This window comes from Psychrobacter sp. S4(2024) (assembly GCF_036861305.1).
GTDB lineage: Bacteria > Pseudomonadota > Gammaproteobacteria > Pseudomonadales > Moraxellaceae > Psychrobacter > Psychrobacter cryohalolentis.
Window position 1 is genome coordinate 231,435 of record NZ_JAZAQR010000003.1, and the last position, 20,385, is coordinate 251,819.

A 20,385-nucleotide genomic window follows, 5' to 3' on the forward strand; every position below is an offset into this window, starting at 1 on the left:
GTTGATTGTCTTGATGCTGTATTGCCCACCCATCAAAATAACCACTAATAGGGGTCTGTATGTTGCGAATTGTCGATGAAGCCTTAACCTTTGATGACGTTTTATTATTGCCAGCTTATTCAGAAATACTGCCAAAAGCTGCTAATCTAACGACCCGCCTAACAAAAAGTATCACGCTAAATTTACCGCTAATTTCTGCTGCTATGGATACGGTTACTGAGTCTGAGATGGCCATTACCATGGCACAACTTGGTGGTTTAGGTATCTTGCATAAGAGCATGGATATCGATAAGCAGGCAATGCAAGTGCGCCGCGTCAAGAAATTCGAAGCTGGTACTGTGGTTGATCCTATTACTGTGCATCCAGAGATGACCATCGGTGAGTTATTAAGACTGACCCAAGACAATAATATCTCAGGCGTGCCAGTGGTTGAGAAGGGTACTGATAAAGTAGTCGGTATCGTCACCCATCGTGACTGGCGCTTTGAAACCAATCTATCATTGCCTGTCAGCCATATCATGACGCCAAAAGAGCAGCTCGTCACCGTTAAAGAAGGTGAGAGCAACGAAAACATCAAAAGACTGCTACACGAACACCGGATCGAAAAAGTTATTGTTATCAATGATGATTTCCGTTTGCGTGGTCTGATTACGGTCAATGACTTTGCTAAAGCTGAAAACAATCCAAATGCTTGTAAAGATGAGCAAGGTCGCCTGCGTGTGGGAGCAGCAGTTGGTACGGGCGCTGATACTCAAGCACGCGTTGAAGCATTGATTGCGGCTGACGTCGATATCATCGTTGTTGATACCGCGCATGGTCACTCAAAAGGCGTTATTGATAAAGTATCTTGGATTAAAAAACATTTCCCGCATGTACAAGTGATTGGCGGCAATATCGCGACAGGTGATGCTGCAAAAGCCTTACGTGATGCTGGCGCTGATGCGGTCAAAGTTGGTATTGGTCCAGGATCTATCTGTACCACACGTATCATCGCTGGTATCGGTGTACCGCAAATCTCGGCGATTGATAGTGTTGCAAGCGCTTTGCAAGACAGTATTCCATTGATTGCGGATGGTGGTATTCGCTATTCAGGTGATATGGCAAAAGCCATTGCTGCTGGTGCGTCATGCATCATGGTTGGCTCACTTATGGCAGGTACAGAAGAAGCGCCAGGTGAAGTTGAGCTATTCCAAGGTCGCTATTATAAAGCTTACCGCGGTATGGGTAGCTTGGGCGCGATGTCAGGTCAAAACGGCTCATCAGATCGCTACTTCCAAGATGCCAAAGATGGCGTAGAAAAACTGGTTCCAGAAGGTATCGAAGGTCGTGTACCTTATAAAGGTCCAGTCGCTGGTATCGTCAACCAATTGGTAGGTGGCTTGCGCTCGTCTATGGGTTATACTGGCTGTGCTACGATTGAAGATATGCGCAGCAAACCGCAGTTCATCAAAGTTACCTCAGCGGGTATGAAAGAATCACATGTCCATGATGTGCAGATTACCAAAGAAGCACCTAACTATCGAGTCGACTAATTATGTCTTTGCCGTTATAGGATGCGATGACTCGCAGCTGTACAGTGTCAAGCGACGTTAAGATACAAACAGCCAACAATGCCTTGTTATTGTTGGCTGTTTTTTTTGTAAAATACAATCATAGATTATTCTAATAATTGATAACTGTTTGTCTTATCAAAACCATTGATGACAGTGAATCATTGAAGCTACTGAGCCTGCTTCCACGTCGGGGCTTTTACTTTTAGACTTAAGGAAAAATAATAATGAGCTATTTTGGCACTGATGGTATTCGCGGTAAATTTGGTGAGCTGCCAATTACGCCAGACTTTATCTTGAAATTGGGTTATGTCACAGGATTGGTGCTGATAGAAAATAATCAAAATTCGCCGCGTAAGCCAAGTGTTGTGATCGGTAAAGACACGCGGTTGTCAGGCTATGTGATCGAAGGCGCACTACAAGCCGGCTTTAATGCCGCTGGCGTCGATGTATATATGTTAGGGCCATTGCCCACACCTGCTATCGCACATTTAACCCGTAGCTTTAATGCCGATGCAGGCGTGGTTATTTCTGCTTCACACAATCCATACTATGATAATGGCATCAAGTTCTTCTCAGCCGACGGCAAAAAATTAACTGATGCAATGCAAAATGCTATCAATGATAAGTTGGACGCTATTATGGCGGCTGACGGTAATAACGATGCCGTAATGCCTATTCTTGATCCGGCACAATTGGGTAAAAATAACCGTATCGATGATGCGAAAGGTCGCTATATTGAATTCTGTAAAGGCAGCTTTCCTTATCAATATGACTTAGATCATCTGACTGTGGTCGTCGACTGTGCAAATGGTGCAGGCTATAGCGTGGCGCCTCGTGTCATGCGTGAGCTGGGCGCCAATGTCATCGCCATTAATAATAAGCCTGACGGCATCAATATCAATGCTGATTGTGGCTCAACCCATCCTGAAGGTCTGCAAGAAGCAGTGCTAAAATACGAAGCCGATGTGGGCATTGCTTTAGATGGTGATGGCGACCGTATTGTGATGGTTGATGAAGCCGGCAATTTGGTTGACGGCGATGGTATCTTGTATGTGCTCGCTACTCAAGGTCAAACAAAGGTGGCAGGTGTCGTTGGCACCCTAATGAGCAATATGGGTTTAGAGTTGGCGTTAAAAGCGGCTGATATTGAGTTTACACGGGCAAAAGTAGGCGATCGTTATGTGATGCAAGAGCTTGAGGCCAACGGTTGGATATTGGGCGGTGAGCCGTCAGGTCATATCTTATGCTTAGACAAGAGCCGGACTGGCGACGCTATTATTGCAAGTTTGCAGATACTTGCAGTCATGCAAGCAAGAGGCAAAGCGCTAAGTGATTTAACTGAAGGCTTTGAAGTATTACCACAAAAACTGGTCAATGTACGCTTGTCTCAAATGCAAGATCCGTTTGAGCATGAAGAGCTGGTTGCCGCTTTTGATAAAGCACGTGCTACTCTAGAGGGTCGTGGTCGCTTGCTTATTCGCCAATCCGGCACAGAGCCGATGATTCGAGTCATGGTTGAATCAGATGATGAGATAGAGTGTGATGTAATGGCGAATGATTTGGCAGATAAAATAAAAGCCATATTGGGTTAATAGTCTTTGATATAAACACACTAGAATAGCAAAATAAGGGACAATCATGAGTATGGATTTTAGCGATCAGCGTTTGTCATATGAAAAAGGTCAACTAGACCAACAGTCAGTACCAGCATCACCGTTTGAGCTGTTAAATGTTTGGATGCAGCAGGCCATAGAAGAAAACGTGCAAGAGCCGTATGCTATGAGCTTAGCGACTTGTGGGGCGGATAATAAGCCTAGCGTGCGTATTGTTCTATTGCGTGAGATTACAGATAAAGGTATCGTTTTTTATACCAATTACGAAAGTGCCAAGGGTCAAGATATCGCTGAAAACCCCAATGCCGAAGCGCTGTTTTTTTGGCACAAGCTTGAGCGTCAGATTCGTATCAGCGGCAGTATTGCTAAAATTGATGCTGATAAATCTGCTGCTTACTTTCAAAAACGTCCGCATGATAGTCAGGTAGGCGCATGGGTTAGCCAACCACAGAGCGGTGAAGTTGCTAATCGCGAAGTAATGGAGCAGACGTTTGAGCAATTGAAAACAGACTATCCAGAAGGCTCAGCCGTACCAACGCCTGAGTTTTGGGGTGGTTACGAGATTACTGTCAATGAGATGGAGTTTTGGCAAGGTCGCGCCAATCGAATGCACGACCGTATTGTCTATCATAAAGAGGCGGATGGTAGCTTTAGTACCAAACGCTTATTGCCTTAAACGTAATCAATAGCGCATGATATGGGCTTAGAAGAAGTTCATATCTATAAAAAAGCCACTTTACCTGTCATATTCATACGGCAAAAAAAGTGGCTTTTTTTATTTCTTTAATAGTGGAGCTATTTGGTATCAACATCTACCGAAGCAGACATACCAGGACGTAGGCGGGCAAGGTCTGGCTGGTTAGAGTCTAAGTCGATGCGTACCGGAATACGCTGAGCGATTTTAATATAGTTACCTGTCGCAGGATTGGCAGCGCCAGCACTGAATTCACTGCCTGTTGCGGGTGATATATTGCTGACCCGTCCGCTAAACCGTGTGCCACCTAAGGCATCCACATGAATAGTGGCCGCTTCACCAATGGTCATATTTGCCACTTGCGTCTCTTTAAAGTTGGCAATAATCCATATGCCTTTTGGTACGATATACATAAGCTGCGTACCAGCAGTGACATATTGTCCTGTTTTAACGCTCAACTGACTCAGTTGTCCCGATTCAGGAGCACGGATTATGGTGTTGTCCAAGTTAATCTGCGCTTGTTTTGCGGCAGCTTCAGCATTTTTGATATTGGCATCTAATGAAGAGCGGCTAGCCGTCGTTTTTTTGCTGCCCTCGACTGCCACTTGTAAATTGGCTTCCGCTTGTTGGACACCAGCTTGTGCTTTTGCTAATTGAGCTTCAGCATGGGCAACATCTGCACTTGATACTGCACCAATGGCAATCAAGCCCTGATAACGGTTGACGTCCTCTCGGGCACTGTCGACACTCACTTTGGCGCTATAAACATCTGCCTCACGTGCCTGAATCTGTGCTTGGCTGGTACCAGTATCTTGCGCATTACTAGAGCGATTGGTTAACGCAATATCGATATTCGCCTGCGCTTGTTCGAGCTGCTGCTGAAAAGTACGGTCATCTATTTTTACCAATAAGTCACCAGCTGCAACATTCGCAAAATCTTCTACTGCTACTTCTGTCACATAACCTGACACTTGCGGACTGATAATGGTGGTTTGTCCTTTAACAAAAGCATTATTGGTTTGCTGCATGGTTGGAGTAAAAGGTGGCAGTTTCCACGCATAGAGAATGAGTGCCACACCAATAACAATCAGCGCAATCAGTAAGGCTAAATTAAAAAATGACTTCTTTTTGGGCGACCAACCTGCTGGCGCAGGAATAGATTCAGTGGGTGGCATCGGTGTATCATCTTTGCCATCGCCTGCCTCAGTGCTATCTATTTTATTTGTATCAGCGGCGTTTATATGCTCATTGGTATTCGTAGGTAAGTCATCAGAAGGGTCGGTTTGAATCCGAGTTGCAGGCATAGTAGGTTCAGGTTGAATGGCTGCTATATTGGTATTTGTGTCATTATTGGAAGCCATGTGTGACTGTGATGGTGTATCCACAACCGCTTGATTTGATAATGATTCACTAGCTTGAGCATTTTCAACAGTTTTAGCTGTTTTGTTAGGGGTGCTTGCGTCATCAACGCGATTCGGTTCGTCTTCGTTCATGACACGCTCCTAAAGGGTTTAATAAGCATAATAGATAACGTTACAATAATAATAAGGGAGAATAGGCGCTATAGAATACACAATAGCATTTGCACTATCTGCTATTTTTTGCCCATCATTTCTGCTAACACGGCAAGCTCTTTACCAAGAGGATTGCGCTTATGATACAGATAATAGAAATAAACCATTAATAAATAGATCGCGGTAATCGTAGCGCTCACTGCCATTAAAAGAAATAAATCATCATAAGCGGCAACGGTCGCTTGGCGTTGAACCCCTTGCAGCATTTGGGTCATTTGAGCAGGGTTGCCAGCAGTCATCGAGCTGACCATATCTGCATAGTGCATCTGCGTGCGGATAGTGGTAAAGGCTTGAATACCGGCCGCACCTGCTAAACCGCCAACCGTTTGTGAAATACCAAAAATCACCGAAAAGCTAATAATATAGGCAGGTCCATTGGCAATGGCACGAAACATCCCTTCAAATACCATCGGTCCCATAAAGTATACGGCAGCAAACGCAATGATAAACTGGCTAAAATAAAACATGACAGGTGTAGAATTCAGTGACACACCCGTATCTATCCATGCACCAATCGCAATCAATGCCACGGCAAAAATCACCGGTCGACGCAGGTCCATCGCATTGGTCGTAAAAATACTAAGCACCAATGCCAGCGCACTAGCGGCTAAAATAATGGCATAGAACATAATCAGCTGATCATTGCCATAACCGAGGTTAGCCAATAACCCTGCCGCGCCAACGCTTTGCTCCGACAGCAAGATACGCATCACAGCGCCCGTTATCATAAAGGCGATAATCGTCCGGCTGCGCATCCAACGTACTTGTAGCATTGGATTTTTACGATGGGTTTCAATCCACAACGCAATAGAAATGGTGACGACGGAAATAATCAGTGGATAACTGAGCCAAGGAGTCGTCCACCATAAAATACGCCCTTGTACCAAAAACACTGCCAATGCTGCAAGACCAGTCGCAAAAAAAACAAAGCTGACAATATCCAGCTTTTCAAAGACTTTTTCCATATTACCGCGTGGCAGCTCAAGAAGGTTAATTAAGCCAAAGCATATCAAAGCTAAGCCTACTTGGAATAAGAACAAGCCTTCAAGTTGACCATCGGCGGCAAGATAAGGCGAGATGATGCGAGACAAAGGCACCCCAAACTGTACCAAGCCAAAGCCCAAAATCAGTCCACTAATACGCCGAGCTGCTGGCATGCCTTGCAAACAATAAAAGATAGACAATACTGTCATAGCGCTCGCGACCACGCCGCTAAAGCCACGGGCAATCAGCTCTAAATAATAAGGATCAATGCTAATGCCGGTGGTTGAGCTCAATAGATGACTACTGACTAACCACTGCATACTGGTCGCTGAGAGCAAAAAGAATAGGGTGATTTTGCTAAATAACGACATACCAAACTGTTGGCGAATTTTATAGAGCAGTACCGTGATACAGGCATTGGTCATATTGTAAGCGACTGATATCCAGCCACCCTCAACAGGGGTTAAGCCCATCTCACCTTGAATTTGAGAGAGGTTGGCGACCAACAGACCGTTTTGAAAACTGGCAGTAATACCGATAAAAATACCGATCAGTAAGTAAAATACTTTCCGATAAGTAGGATGATCGGGTGTGGCAGGAGAGCCCAGCATAAACGGCTGTTCATGAGGTTTAAACTGATAGTCGGTACTCATGGGCTATCTATCATCGGTAACGATGGATAATGTAAATTCATGGTAACGCTCCCAGTTATCAGGCGGTGTCTGATCAGCGCTAATAAGCGTGGTCGGCGCTCATCATACGGTTTTATTCTTAGCGCTTACTCATTCAAAGCGCTGTAAAAAATAGGTCACAGAACAATAAAAGCATAAAAATATAAAAACTCTAATACTTAACAATGCTGTATAAGCAAAAATAGCTCAAGAAAAGCTTGAGCTATTTTATCATAGTTTTTGATTATCGTTCGCATCTACGCGCTTAACCGTGGGATTTATGTCAGAGTAGTCATATCATAATTTGCTTCCAAACGCATGGCGCGCTGATAGCTATCAAGGCTTGCCAGTTGTAGCGCGTATTCTTTAATGTGAGGATAATCCTCTAACGCCTCACGCTTGAGAAGCATAATCAAATCAAACGACAGCATAAAATCTGCACCGCTTAGCTTGTTACCCACGATAAAGGATTTGCCTGCCACCTCGTCATTTAGATAGCTCAGTAGCCTGTGTTTTTCTTGAGCGATATACCCTTTTAAAAATGCATTATCACCAGCACCTGCTTTATTGGTAAATAATTCAAGCAAAAGCGGCAGCATCAGCGAGCTTTCAGCAAAGTTAATCCACTGTAAGTAATGACCATAATCTGCGCTATCGATAGCAGGGCGAAGATTATCAGGTGCAAACCGCTCAATCAATAGCTCAGTAATCGCACCTGACTCTGCATAAAGCTCGCCATCCATCTCAATAACCGGAGACTTACCAAGAGGATGTACCGCTTTTAGACTATCTGGTGCTAGATGCGTTTTGGCATCACGCTGGTGGCTAATAATTTCATAAGGTTGTCCCAATTCTTCTAAAAGCCATAACGTCCGTAATGAGCGTGATTGATTGAGGTGATGTAAGCGAATCATTTAGTTAGCCTTTTTGCAGTGGATTTGATGCTACTAAGCCTGGATTTTAGCCATTAAACGCTTGGCGGCTTCTTCTGATGACGCTGGATTTTGCCCCGTGATCAGCAAACCATCTTCGACCACAAACGATTCCCAATCAGAGCTTTTTTCATAGTTTCCGCCATTGGCTTTTAGCACATCTTCTAATAAGAAAGGCACGACGTCAGTGAGCTGAACCGCTTCTTCTTCGGTATTACTAAAGCCTGTGACCGTTTTGCCTTTGACTAGGTACTCGCCATCGATTTTAACGTTTTTGAGCGCGGCAGGAGAATGGCAGACAAAAGCAACTGGCTTATCTTGTTTGATAAACGTCTCAATTAATTCAATCGAGTTTTTATCAACGGCTAAATCCCACATTGGACCATGACCACCAGGATAGAATACTGAATCAAAATCTTCCGCTTTCATATCTGCCAGTTTTTTAGTCGTTGCTAGGCGTTCTTGGGCTGCAGAATCTTCTTTAAAACGTTTGGTATCTTTGGTTTGAGCATCCGGCGTGTCACTACTTGGGTCAAGTGGTGGTTGACCGCCTGCAGGAGAGGCAATCGTGATATTGACACCGGCATCTAAAAAAGCATAGTAAGGCGCGGCAAATTCTTCTAGCCAAAAACCTGTCTTCTTACCAGTATCGCCCAATTTATCGTGTGAAGTTAGTACCATTAAAATATTCATAATTGTCCCTGTTTATTGTTGAAAGTTATTATTGAGGTTTATTATTGAGGTTTATTATTAAAGCCTATCAGTACTGTGTTGCAGTCGGTATTGAAAATTATTAACGCTATCAAAAACTAATAACGCTAAAAAACCGACTGCTGACAGTATTCATCTTTTAAGAATGACTTTCAGTAGCTGTCTTAACAAGTTATGTTGTTAACTGGTTATTTTCCTGATTTTTTATGTTAGCTATTTAACGTCAGCCACTTTAATCACGGTTTTACCAAAGTTTTTGCCATCAAGCATGTCAAAGAAAGCTTGTGGCGCTTGTGCTAAACCATCAACTTGATGCTCTTTGGTTTTAACATCACCTGATTCAAGCCATTTGCTCATCGTAGCTAAGAATTCTGGGAAATGATCACCGTATTCTTCAAAGATAATAAAGCCTTTGATGGTTAGACGTTTGCTTAAAATATTACCCATCAGGACACCCAAACGGTCTTTACCGTCTGGCAATTCAGTGGCGTTATATTGTGATACTAAGCCACATACTGGAATACGTGCATGGGCATTTAATAGCGGCAATACCCCATCAAAGACTTTACCACCGACATTTTCATAATAAATGTCGATACCATCTGGGCAGGCGATTGCTAGTTGTTCAGCAAAGTCATCGGCTTTATGATCAAGACAAACATCAAAGCCTAATTCTTCAACTGCGTAAGCACACTTCTCAGCACCGCCAGCGACGCCAACAGTACGTAAGCCTAATTGATTACCGACTTGTCCAACAGTTGCGCCAACAGGACCCGTTGCCGCCGCGACGACTAAAGTTTCGCCTTTTTTTGGTTTACCAATATCGGTCAAACCCATGTAGCCTGTGAAGCCGGGCATACCAAGCACACCCAAGCCATAAGAAGGGTTTGCCATATTTTTATCGAGCTTTAGTACGCCTTCGCCATCGCTGACGCTATAGTCCTGCCAGCCCGAGTTCGATACTACCAAATCACCGACTGCAAATGTATCGATATTAGATTCAACAACTTGGGCAACCGTTCCGCCTAGCATGACATCGCCAATTTCTAATGGGTCAGCGTAGCTTGCGGCATCACTCATACGTCCGCGCATATAAGGGTCAAGCGATAAATATACGGTGCGTAATAGCATCTCGCTTTGATTGGGTTTTGGAATCTCGCCAGTAGCCAATTCAAAATTATCGGCAGTTGGTGCGCCATGTGGGCGGCTGGCAAGTTTGATTTGACGGTTTTGTTGTTGATTTTGTTGTTCGTTAAAGCTCATGATAAAGCGCCTTATTTTATTTATTTTTGATTTTAAAGTTACCTGCCACTCTGAAGTGACAGGCTAGTGGTTTCTATAACGACAATATAACTATAGATAATTACTCAGAGAGTTAAGCGTTGCTAGTAATGGCACGCTCTAGAATACGACGTGATACTGCCAAGTCGTTTTTACCATGCTCACCCAATTTCACCATACCATGTACTTCTAATTGCTTGATAATAGGATCAATGGCAGCAGCATCTAACTCGACATCTGCTAAGCTGACCGGCAGTCCAAGCTCGCGGAAGAAGTTTTCAGTCTGTTTGATAGCCGCTTCAATGATGGCATCATCATTTAATTCAGTACCATTATCGTCAGCTGTAATATTCCAAACATTACGTGCATATTGAAGCAATTTGTCTTTTTTGCTGTCTTTAAGCTCACGCATGACTGATGGCAATACGATGGTCAGCGTGCGAGCATGGTCAATCGTGTGCAATGAGGTCAACTCATGACCAATCATATGCGTCGTCCAATCTTGCGGTACACCAGTACCGATCAGACCATTTAGCGCCATAGTCGCTGTCCACATAATGTTTTTGCGGGTCTCTAAATTCTCCGGATCGGCTTTTACCGCTGCGCCTTCCTCAATCAGAATCTTTAATAAGCTCTCAGCAAAGGCATCTTGAACTTTCGCGTTAACCGGATAGGTCAGGTACTGTTCCATCACATGAACAAAGGCATCAGCCACACCATTCATTACTTGGCGTTCAGGTAAAGTCATGGTTTTGGTTGGATCTAAAATTGAAAATTTAGGGAAGGCAAGTGGATTACCAAACGGCAGTTTTGCTTGACGTTCACTATAGTTAATCACGCCGCCTGAATTCATCTCAGAGCCAGTTGCTGGAATGGTTAATACCGCGCCCAAATCAACTGCTGAATCGATATCTCTGCAATAACTGGTGAGTGCATCCCATGCTTTATCGCGTGATACTGTACCGTCTTCTTCAGTCAATGACGATACGAGCGCGACAAACTTACTGCCGTCAAGTACAGAGCCACCACCAACGGCTAATAAGAAGTCGATATCGTGCTCATTAACCATATCAGCCGCTTTTAATAGCGTTGTGAACTCTGGATTGGCTTCAATACCACCAAACTCGAATATTTCGCGATTGCCACTGGCAGCTAATGCCGTTTTAACTTCATCTAACGTACCTGTACGCTGTGCTGAGCTGCCACCATAAGTAATCAGTACGCGGGCATCTGTTGGTACAAGCTCGGCCAACTTCTCGATTTGACCTTCACCAAAGACGATACGGACGGGATTGTAATATTGAAAGTTATTCATAATATTCCTAGTATGTTTTACGAGTATGAAAAAGAGATTTAAAAACTGAAAATAAAGTCTGCAACTTATTTGCATCTGTCCGCATTATATATTAATTAGACCGGTCGTCTAGTAATTATAGTAAATAGTTACAAAACTATCGTATAAGCATTTCAGCCGATATTAATTTAATCGAATTATTCAGTTGGACTTTTAATAGTAGTAATTAATATTTTCTTCAAACAAAATATTAAGAAGATATCCTTGTTTAACACTAGTTCATGGTAAGTTAAACAAGGAGGAGTAAGACGGGGAAGGATAGACAAAACGAGAGCTACATAATGTAAAGAGATCGTTTATAAAATGAAAAAACTAGCGACCCATAGCGGTAGTAGTCATCAGCCATACTTCTGCTAATGGGGTATCCGTTTGACTAATTTTGGTCACTAAGCTGGCACCGAGCCATGCAAAATACCAACGTTTTGCCATACTCTCAGCAGCCACGTTAGCGGGATGAGGCACAGAACCGTCTGCCCAGCCGGCTTTGATTTGAGTTGCAAGCCATGTAATCGTTTGATGATAGCCCGCATATAGGACTTTACGCATTGGCTCCGACATATCTGACACTTCAGCGCTAAGCTTTACCACCAAACATTTCTCATGAGCGCAGCCGCTTTGCTGCGTGTCATACCAGTTTTGGAAATAGTCATACAATTTTTGCTGAGCACTAACATCTTGTGAACCAATAGTATCAAGGCGCTGCTTATACTGGGTAAAGTAGTGGCTGATAATCGCCTCGCCAAAGGCTTCTTTTGACGCAAAATAATGATAAAAAGAGCCTTTGGGCACGCCTGCCGTATCTAATATTTGCTTAATGCCAACTGCGGTAAAGCCTTTTTGTGCGATGAGCTTATAGCCCGTCGTTAACAGATGGTCTCTGGTGTTTGATAATGCAATATTAGATAGCGAACTGTCTGGTTGAGTATGTTTTATAGCATTGGGTATAGACATATGACTTATGTTCTCCTTAGAGAGACTAATTATTTAAGATGGTTTAACAAATTTATAAGTATTGATTGGCAAGTTACGTTTGTTCAACAAACAACAGGTTTAAAAGATTCTAATTTTTATAGTGTTTATGTTAGCATTAGACCAGTCGTCTAGCAAGTTACGTTTGTTATCGTATGCTGCTATTGCTTATTAAACGTGTTACGGAATCTGATAGACGGCCATGATACGTTATAGCCACACTCTAATAATATTATTAAATAAAAAATAGGAACAATTATGTCAACAGAAATTAAAAATACGCAGGTAAATGTTTATACAGATTTTCATTTGCAATATATATCAGGCGAATGGAAAAAGGGTGATGACGATAGTATCAATACCAATACCAATCCGTTTAACGGTGAAACCTTGGTTGAGATTCAACAAGCAACGGATAAACAACTTGATGAAGCTTATCAAGCTGCAAGCGAGGCGCAAAAACAGTGGGCAAAGCAAACTCCGAACGAACGTGCTGCTATCCTTTATAAAGTAGTTAGTATCTTTGATCAGCGTCAAGGTGAGATTGTCGATTGGCTAATCAAAGAGTCGGGCAGTACCCGTATTAAGGCGATGGTCGAGTTTAGCAGTGCGCGGGCGATTACCCTTGAAGCCGCAAGCTTTCCCAATCGCGTCCATGGTGAGATTCGCCCGTCGAACACACCGGGTAAAGAAAACTTTATCTATCGTGAACCGATGGGTGTGATTGCCGTGATTAGCCCATGGAACTTCCCATTACATCTAACCCAGCGCTCTATTGCGCCAGCATTGGCACTAGGGAATGCCGTAGTGTTAAAGCCTGCTAGTGATACACCGATTACCGGTGGGTTGCTGCTTGCAAAAATATTCGAAGAAGCCGGTTTGCCAAAAGGGTTATTAAATGTTGTCGTTGGTAGCGGCAGTGAGATAGGCGATGCGATGGTCACCCATCATGTTCCGAGTTTGGTTTCCTTTACCGGTTCGACCTCTGTGGGTAAGCATATCGGTGAGTTGGCAAATGGCGGCGACTATATCAAGCAAGTGGCGTTAGAGCTTGGTGGTAATAGCCCGTTTGTCGTGCTAAAAGACGCTGATATTGAGCAAGCCGTAAAAGCTGCTGCCTTTGGTAAATTCTTGCATCAAGGTCAGATATGTATTGCGATTAACCGTATCATTGTCGAAGATGAGATTTATGACGATTTCGTTACGCGTTTTGTGGCACACGTTAAGACCTTGAATGTTGGCGATCCTAGCAAAATTGATACGGCAGTTGGTCCGATTATTAATAAAAAACAAGTTGAGTCGCTAAAAGAAAAAATCGCTAAAGCGCAAGATGAAGGCGCAAAAATGCTATTGAGTGGTGAGATAAAAGGTCAAGTGGTGCCACCGCACGTCTTTAGCGACGTCAAACGTGAGATGGACCTATCTTGTAATGAAGTATTTGGTCCTTTGGTTGGTATTATTCGTGCCAAAGATGAAGACGATGCGCTGTCGATTGCTAATGACTCTATGTATGGCTTATCGAGTGCAGTGTTTACCCAAGATATGGCAACAGGCTTGCGCTTTGCTCGTGGTATCAAAGCTGGCATGACCCATATTAATGATATCTCAGTGAATGACGAAAGCAACGCGCCATTTGGCGGCGAGAAAAACTCGGGTATCGGACGCTTTAATGGTGAATGGATACTAGAAGAGTTTACTACCTTGCATTGGATTTCAGTGCAGCATACGCCGCGCGATTATCCTTTTTAAGCGTTTATTATTAAAGTTCTAATTTGATGTGTTAATAAAAAAGACTGCCTATAGGGCAGTCTTTTTTGTGCAGTCATAAGAATCTTATTTTCTCATTTAGCATGAAAGCCTAATAACCCTTGTATTTCTTCGATAGTCATATGTCTGATAAGCGCTTGTTCCTCAACGGTTAGGCGATTCGTATGTTCTTTTAACATGCTATAAAGACTGCGTGCAATCTCAGATGTCGTGGCGTAATACATCTGCGGTTCTTCTTTGGTCAGTTTTATCAAAAATTTATCAATTAATTTGCGTTTGTGAGTAGCAGCGTTTTCTTCGGTTTTTTCAGTCATGATATTCTCCTAGGGATAAATCATTTAAGCAGTCGGCTTACTTATAGTCAATGAGTGTATTGAAAGTGGTGAAGCGTCAAGCAGGGTTGAACCTATCTGTAAGCTGCCCTAGATTGTCTTACTTATCTAAGACAGCCCCTAAAATTATTATCTTACTTTATAATGAATGGCACGCTAAACCATATCAAAGGTAATATCCTATAATGACCACGACCATTTTTGCTACCCACCATTATAATTATCCGCAAAATTTTATCGAGATGAAACCCAAGATTACGCGGCTTGAACAGGCAATTAAGAAGCTCGAAGCCAATCTGATAAATGCGAATGCTGAGGTATTAGCGCAAAGGCTTGCCAGTCATTTAGGGTTGCAAGTAGATTATGCCAGTGAGCTTAATGCCAATCAATTGTTGGCCGCCACGACTATTGAGGGCAAGGTATTGGTGATTGCCGGTGCGGGTTCTGGAAAAACTAAAACCTTGACCTATAGAACCAGTTACTTGATAGAAAATGGCGTATCGCCAAAAGAGATTTTACTATTAACCTTTACTCGTAAAGCAGCCAACGAAATCAAAGGTCGGGCTAAAAAATTGCTGGCAAGCACACCATCTTTTGCTCAAGGGTTAAATAAAGATTTGGTAAAAGATAAATTGCCAAAGAATAAAGCGCTGAATGATATTACCAGTGGCACTTTTCACTCTTTTTGTAATATGCTCTTGCGCCAATATTCAGGTCTGCTTGGTATTAATCCGAGATTTACCATTCTAGATACAGGCGACAGTGAAGACGCCATCGATTTAATTCATAAGGAAAAAAAGTATCCGACCAAAATAACCAATCAGGCATTTCCGCGCAAAAAAACGTTGCAAAACATATTTTCAACCTCTAGAAATCGCCGTATTCATATCCGCGATTTAATTGAAAACAGCTATCCTGATATTGCTGTGCATATTCCTGTTATTGAGCAATTGGCCGTTGACTTTCATGAGTACAAGCGCGCTAACCATCTATACGATTTTGATGACATCATTAGCCAAGTGGTGCGTCATTTAAAGCATAATGATACCTTTCGCCAACTGCTACAAAAGCAATATCGTTATGTCATGGTTGATGAATATCAAGACACCAATATTCCGCAAAAAGAGCTGATTGATCTCATCTGTGCGCCTACGTCAGTGTCGCTGATGGTCGTCGGTGATGACAACCAAAGTATTTATGCCTTTCGCGGCGCCAATTATGAAAATATCTTATTATTCGGAGAGGGTTACCCTGAAGCTAAGCTGATTAAACTTGAGCAAAACTATCGTAGTACGCCAGCAGTGCTTGATTATATCAATGCTCTGTCTGCTCAGATCACCTTGGGTTACCAAAAGCAGCTGTACTCTGGGGTTTCTATAGAAGGCGTAAAACCAATATTTCGCCGACTTAGCGATGAGAGCAAAGAAGCAAAGTATATTGCTGATAGAATTATCGAATTAAAATCAGACTATGATTATCAAGACTTTGCGGTATTGTGCCGAACCTCCTTTCAATCTAACTACGTCCAGCTAGAATTTATGGAACGTAATATCCCGTTTATTGTCGTAGGCGGTATTCGTTTTATTGAACGGCGCCATATCAAAGACGTCTTAGCATTTGTTAAGATACTTTATAACCCGAATGATACCATTGCATGGCACCGTATTTTGACCTTATTTAAAGGGGTAGGGTCAGTGACTGCCACGCGCTTAACCCAAGCGATTAATGCTGACAATAACTCTTTTGAGCCGTTATTAACAACAAAGTTTGCCAAAAAAAGCACGCAACTTGAGCCGCTGTATAAAATGCTAAGTCAAGCCAGCCAAGCAGAGTCGGTTGAAGCCATTATTGAGCTGATTCTAGATTTTTATATGCCCGTTTTAAAAATCAATGAAGACAATTGGCGTGAGCGTAGCGAAGACTTCCGTGTGCTCAAAAATCTAGCGTTAGAGCATGATAGCCTAGATAAATTTTTAGAAAATCTGGCACTTGATCCACCTAATGACTCGGTTGCCACCGCAGGGGAGCCTGAAAAAGGCGAAGAAGGTATCGACAAAAACAGGGACAAAGTGACCATTTCTACCATTCATAGTGCCAAAGGACTTGAATGGCCAGTGGTATTTGTTAATTCATTGGTAGATGGTATGACGCCGCATTACCGCTCACTAAGCGATTTTGAGGAATTAGAAGAGGAGCGTAAGCTGTTTTATGTTGCTTGTAGTCGTGCAAAAAGCAGGCTATTTTTAACTGCGCCCGATTATTTTTCCAGCTATTCAGGCTATTTTGATAAAGTGTCACGGTTTATCGCTGAAATACCTGCCGATAAGATAACGGTGCTAACGGTAAAACAGCCTTTAGAAGAAAGTGATGATCCAGTTTGGTGGTGATAAAAAATGCTATAAACGTTGGAAATAGCTTAAAAAATGACTTTTGTTTTTCATTAGGTTGTCACTATTCCTATCAAAAATACCTTGCATAAAAACATATAACCAAAAGTGTTTATTCGTAAAAATATTTAACAGATAAGGGTTTAAAAAATCTTTCAATGCGTTACTATGACCACCTTACCCGTTATATTCATCTATTTAACACTCTGTATCAAAGCCATAAAAAGGGATATGTTATGCGTCATGAAGTTATCGTTATCGGTGCAGGTATGGTTGGCACCTCGGTTGCTTGGCATCTACAAAAAAACAATGCTGAAGTTTTGCTTATAGACAAAAAGCTACCGGGCTCAGAGACTTCATACGGCAATGCTGGCTTGATTCAGCGTGAGGCGATTCATACGCATCCGTTTCCGCGCCAGCTGACTGAAATGATACGTGTATTGCCAAACCAAGGTACTGATATCCGCTATCGCATACCAGCTATTCTTCGTTATCATCAGGCGCTGTTGCAATACTGGAAATACTCTACACCTGCTTCAGTTAAAAAAATCGAAGGCGAGTGGCAAACACTGATTGAGCATTGCACCAGCGAACATCAAACCATGATTAGCGCCTCTGGTGCAGATGAGCTGATTACCCGCGATGGTTGGTTGCAATTACATCGCTCTGAAGACACTTTTAAAGAAGCTATTGCGCTAGCTATCGATGCTCGCAATCAAGGTGTGGAACATAATGTATTGACAGTTGAAGAATTAAGAGTCATGGAGCCTAGCGCCAATTTTGACGAGTTCGTCGGCGCAATTCATTGGTTGAATTCTTGGCAGGTCTCAAACCCAAGCTTTCTGGTTAAAGCCTATGCAAAAAACTTCCAAGAAATGGGCGGGACAATTAAAGAGACTGGCGTTCAAGAAATCGTACAAGAAGATGGCGGCTGGAAGATTGTCACCGATACCGATACCTTTTATAGTGATAAGTTAGTCATCGCAGCAGGACCTTGGTCTAATGATCTCATCAAGCCGCTTGGTTATGATTTGCCATTATTCCCGATGCGTGGCTATCATCAGCATTTTAAAGTCAACGAAAAGAACACCATCCATCATAGTATGTTTGACATGGATAAAGGTTTCGTCATGGGACCGATGCAGCAAGGTATCCGTATTACTACCGGTGCTGAGATGACTACCATGAATGCACCAAAGAATTTTGGACAGTTAAAGACCGTGCTCAAGCTGGCGCGAAAAATCCTGCCATTAGAAGATGCAGTTGAGAGTGAAGCATGGGCAGGCTCGCGTCCTTGTATGCCAGATATGAAGCCAGTTATTGGTCCTGCAAGTAACCATGAAAAATTATGGTTTGCCTTTGGTCACAGTCATCAAGGTTTCACATTAGGACCAATGACCGGTCGTCTCGTTGAAGAGATGATTCATGAAAAACCGCTATTGGTCGATATCAAGCCATTTAGCGCTGATCGCTTTTCTCGCTAAGTAAGATTTCATAAAACTTGAGTCATTTATACATTTTAAAGCATTAAAAATTAAGGATAATAATCCATGCAAAAGCTCCATAGTAATCAACGTATGAGTAAAATTGTGGTTCATAACCAGACTGTTTATCTATGTGGTCAAGTGGGTAACGCTGAAGATGATATCAAAGCCCAAACATTGACTTGTTTAGAAAAGATACAAGCCTTGTTAGAAGAAGTGGGTAGCGATAAATCAAAGCTACTGTCAGTGACTGTCTGGATAAAAGATATGTCAGATTTTGCCGCAATGAATGAAGTGTGGGATAAGTGGTTTGAAGGCGTACAGCCGCCAGCTCGTGCTTGTGGCGAGTCGGCATTGGCACGTCCTGAGCTATTGGTTGAGATGATTGCCATCGCTGCTGAGTAAATACCAGTATCTGCTGCTTGAAACTGAATAACGATAAGAGGGCGTGATATGACTATCATGCCCTTTTTGATGAGCGACCCATGCAAATAGTCTATAATTAACCTTATTGACATTTATCTGATAAGTAGCAAAAAAGGGTTATAAAAAATGATTAATACTAAAATCTATCATTCAATTTATGTGTTGGCAGAAAAACTATTAGAAGCGGACAGTGCCAATGATAAAAAGACATTTGATACGTTGTATGTACAGCTAAAAGACCTTTGCATTGAAAACGAAAAAGGCAATAAGGATCATCCAGAGCAGTGGGAGACATTGGCTGATTTTACGGAAGATTTGGATGAAGCGCTAGTTATTTACCAGAAGGCCTTGGATAAAGCAGCAGCGATTCAATCAAAAGAGCATTTATCATCGATAGCCTTTTCGATGGCTGAATTACAGAGCGAGCTTGGACAGACAGAGGCAGCGATTAAGAGCTTACAGAGTGCTAAAACTACTGCCAGTAAGCTCGACGATAAAGCATTCAAAAGTGAGATAAATAAGATGCTTGCCGGATTATTAGCTGATCAATCTTAATTATTGCCATTTCTTATTTGAAAAAGTGGCGTTGGCAGCGTCAACAGAGACATTTTGCATTATCGAATAACTCTATTGTTCTTATCGTCCTGTCCATATGGCAGAACGCTTTTCGATAAAGGCGTCAATCCCTTCACTCACATCGTCCGCCATCATATTGCAGCTCATCACCTCGCTGGCATACTCGTAAGCATCTGCCAATTCCATATCCAGTTGCTTATAAAACATGGTTTTGCCAGTTTTAAGAGCGACTGAAGATTTATTAGTAATAGCGTCTATCAGAGACTGTAGCATCTGGTCTAATTGCTCAGCGCTTGCCACACGATTGATCAGTCCCTGCTGTAGTGCAGTGTGGGCATCTATAAATTCACCAGTAATAAGCATCTCAAATGCTTGCTTACGAGATAGGTTGCGACTGACTGCTACTGCAGGGGTGGAGCAAAATAACCCTACATTGATACCAGAGGTGGCAAATTTGGCATTGTCCGAGGCAACAGCTAAATCACAAGCTGCGACCAGCTGACAACCAGCAGCGGTAGCGATGCCTTGTACTTTGGCAATGACAACTTGCGGCATTTGATTGATGGTGAGCATCATCTGACTACATTGCTCAAATAAAGCGCGCTGAAAAGCGACATCTGGATTGGCGCGCATCTCTTTTAGATTATGTCCAGCACAAAATGCCTTGCCATTTGCGGCAATCACCAGTACTTGTATGGTCTTGTCTTGGGCAATATTATCCAGCTCCGCTTGCATAGCAGCTAGCAACTCAACAGATAAAGCATTGAATTGTTTGGAACTGTTAAGTGTCAACGTTACAACACTGCCTGAATTTTTTCTAATAACCAATGGCTCATTGGTGTTGGTCGAAGGAGTCACTGATTGAATGGGGTTAAACTGGCTCATTTATCGTCCTTGATAATGTGTATTTAAACTTAGTGTAAAAGCGCAAAAGCTAATTAAATAACAACCTAAATAGTAGCATGCTTAATTGGTTAAGCAAGAGGTCAGTGATACTGAATATAGCCCATATAAAAATAGCGCCCTTATCATATAAGAGCGCTATTTTTATGTTTTAAAGGCAATCGTTTCAAAGCG

At 42.6% G+C, this 20,385-nt stretch carries 17 protein-coding genes; 8 read left to right on the forward strand and 9 right to left on the reverse strand.

Annotated elements, in window-relative coordinates; translation table 11 throughout:
• Positions 1-59: 59 nt before the first annotated feature.
• From guaB to pdxH, 3 genes are all read left to right on the forward strand, one after another.
• Positions 60-1,532 carry an IMP dehydrogenase gene (gene guaB, locus VLA57_RS08920; RefSeq protein WP_011280629.1) on the forward strand — a complete coding sequence of 491 codons (1,473 nt, stop codon included), beginning with the start codon at positions 60-62 and terminating at the stop codon, positions 1,530-1,532.
• A gap of 245 nt (positions 1,533-1,777) precedes the next feature.
• Entirely contained in the window at positions 1,778-3,145 is a 1,368-nt protein-coding gene (glmM, locus tag VLA57_RS08925) for a phosphoglucosamine mutase (protein WP_133104111.1), read from the forward strand.
• Between the two features lie 46 nt (positions 3,146-3,191).
• Positions 3,192-3,842, forward strand: a complete 651-nt coding sequence (pdxH, locus tag VLA57_RS08930; RefSeq protein ID WP_133104112.1) for a pyridoxamine 5'-phosphate oxidase — start codon at positions 3,192-3,194, stop codon at positions 3,840-3,842.
• A gap of 119 nt (positions 3,843-3,961) precedes the next feature.
• On the opposite strand, the gene VLA57_RS08935 is transcribed toward pdxH, so the two are convergent.
• From VLA57_RS08935 to VLA57_RS08965, 7 genes are all read right to left on the reverse strand, one after another.
• Positions 3,962-5,353: an HlyD family secretion protein gene (locus tag VLA57_RS08935; protein WP_133104113.1), complete on the reverse strand. Its 1,392-nt coding sequence runs from the start codon at positions 5,351-5,353 to the stop codon at positions 3,962-3,964.
• Between the two features lie 101 nt (positions 5,354-5,454).
• Complete coding sequence (locus tag VLA57_RS08940; protein WP_133104114.1) at positions 5,455-7,071, reverse strand: MFS transporter; 1,617 nt, start codon at positions 7,069-7,071, stop codon at positions 5,455-5,457.
• 296 nt (positions 7,072-7,367) lie between these two features.
• On the reverse strand, positions 7,368-8,003 hold the full coding sequence (locus tag VLA57_RS08945) for a glutathione S-transferase family protein (RefSeq protein WP_011513349.1): 636 nt from the start codon (positions 8,001-8,003) through the stop codon (positions 7,368-7,370).
• Positions 8,004-8,036: 33 nt separating this feature from the next.
• Positions 8,037-8,714 (reverse strand): type 1 glutamine amidotransferase domain-containing protein, encoded by a 678-nt coding sequence (locus tag VLA57_RS08950; RefSeq protein WP_133104115.1) that lies wholly within the window; start codon positions 8,712-8,714, stop codon positions 8,037-8,039.
• 231 nt (positions 8,715-8,945) lie between these two features.
• Positions 8,946-9,995 carry an NADP-dependent oxidoreductase gene (locus VLA57_RS08955; protein ID WP_133104116.1) on the reverse strand — a complete coding sequence of 350 codons (1,050 nt, stop codon included), beginning with the start codon at positions 9,993-9,995 and terminating at the stop codon, positions 8,946-8,948.
• Between the two features lie 112 nt (positions 9,996-10,107).
• A complete protein-coding gene (locus tag VLA57_RS08960; RefSeq protein ID WP_133104117.1) occupies positions 10,108-11,328 on the reverse strand; it encodes an iron-containing alcohol dehydrogenase in 1,221 nt (406 codons plus the stop codon).
• A 351-nt stretch (positions 11,329-11,679) separates the two neighbouring features.
• Positions 11,680-12,318: a TetR/AcrR family transcriptional regulator gene (locus VLA57_RS08965; RefSeq protein WP_133104118.1), complete on the reverse strand. Its 639-nt coding sequence runs from the start codon at positions 12,316-12,318 to the stop codon at positions 11,680-11,682.
• A gap of 276 nt (positions 12,319-12,594) precedes the next feature.
• Between VLA57_RS08965 and VLA57_RS08970 the strand changes: the two genes are divergently transcribed.
• Entirely contained in the window at positions 12,595-14,085 is a 1,491-nt protein-coding gene (locus tag VLA57_RS08970; RefSeq protein WP_133104119.1) for an aldehyde dehydrogenase family protein, read from the forward strand.
• Positions 14,086-14,177: 92 nt separating this feature from the next.
• Here the strand turns inward: VLA57_RS08970 and VLA57_RS08975 are convergent, their stop codons facing one another.
• Positions 14,178-14,417, reverse strand: coding sequence for a hypothetical protein (locus VLA57_RS08975; protein ID WP_011513355.1), 240 nt, complete (start codon positions 14,415-14,417; stop codon positions 14,178-14,180).
• A 203-nt stretch (positions 14,418-14,620) separates the two neighbouring features.
• Here VLA57_RS08975 and VLA57_RS08980 point away from each other — a divergent pair, with 203 nt between their 5' ends.
• The 4 genes from VLA57_RS08980 to VLA57_RS08995 all read left to right on the forward strand — a co-directional run bounded on the left by VLA57_RS08980 (position 14,621) and on the right by VLA57_RS08995 (position 19,287).
• Positions 14,621-16,822 (forward strand): ATP-dependent helicase, encoded by a 2,202-nt coding sequence (locus VLA57_RS08980; protein ID WP_133104120.1) that lies wholly within the window; start codon positions 14,621-14,623, stop codon positions 16,820-16,822.
• Positions 16,823-17,058: 236 nt separating this feature from the next.
• Positions 17,059-18,306, forward strand: coding sequence for an NAD(P)/FAD-dependent oxidoreductase (locus tag VLA57_RS08985; protein WP_133104121.1), 1,248 nt, complete (start codon positions 17,059-17,061; stop codon positions 18,304-18,306).
• Positions 18,307-18,372: 66 nt separating this feature from the next.
• Complete coding sequence (locus tag VLA57_RS08990) at positions 18,373-18,711, forward strand: RidA family protein (protein ID WP_133104122.1); 339 nt, start codon at positions 18,373-18,375, stop codon at positions 18,709-18,711.
• Positions 18,712-18,858: 147 nt separating this feature from the next.
• The gene (locus VLA57_RS08995) at positions 18,859-19,287 is read left to right on the forward strand and encodes a tetratricopeptide repeat protein (protein WP_133104123.1); all 429 of its coding nucleotides are present in this window, start codon (positions 18,859-18,861) and stop codon (positions 19,285-19,287) included.
• 81 nt (positions 19,288-19,368) lie between these two features.
• Here the strand turns inward: VLA57_RS08995 and VLA57_RS09000 are convergent, their stop codons facing one another.
• Entirely contained in the window at positions 19,369-20,193 is an 825-nt protein-coding gene (locus tag VLA57_RS09000) for an enoyl-CoA hydratase (protein ID WP_133104124.1), read from the reverse strand.
• Positions 20,194-20,385 lie beyond the last annotated feature (192 nt).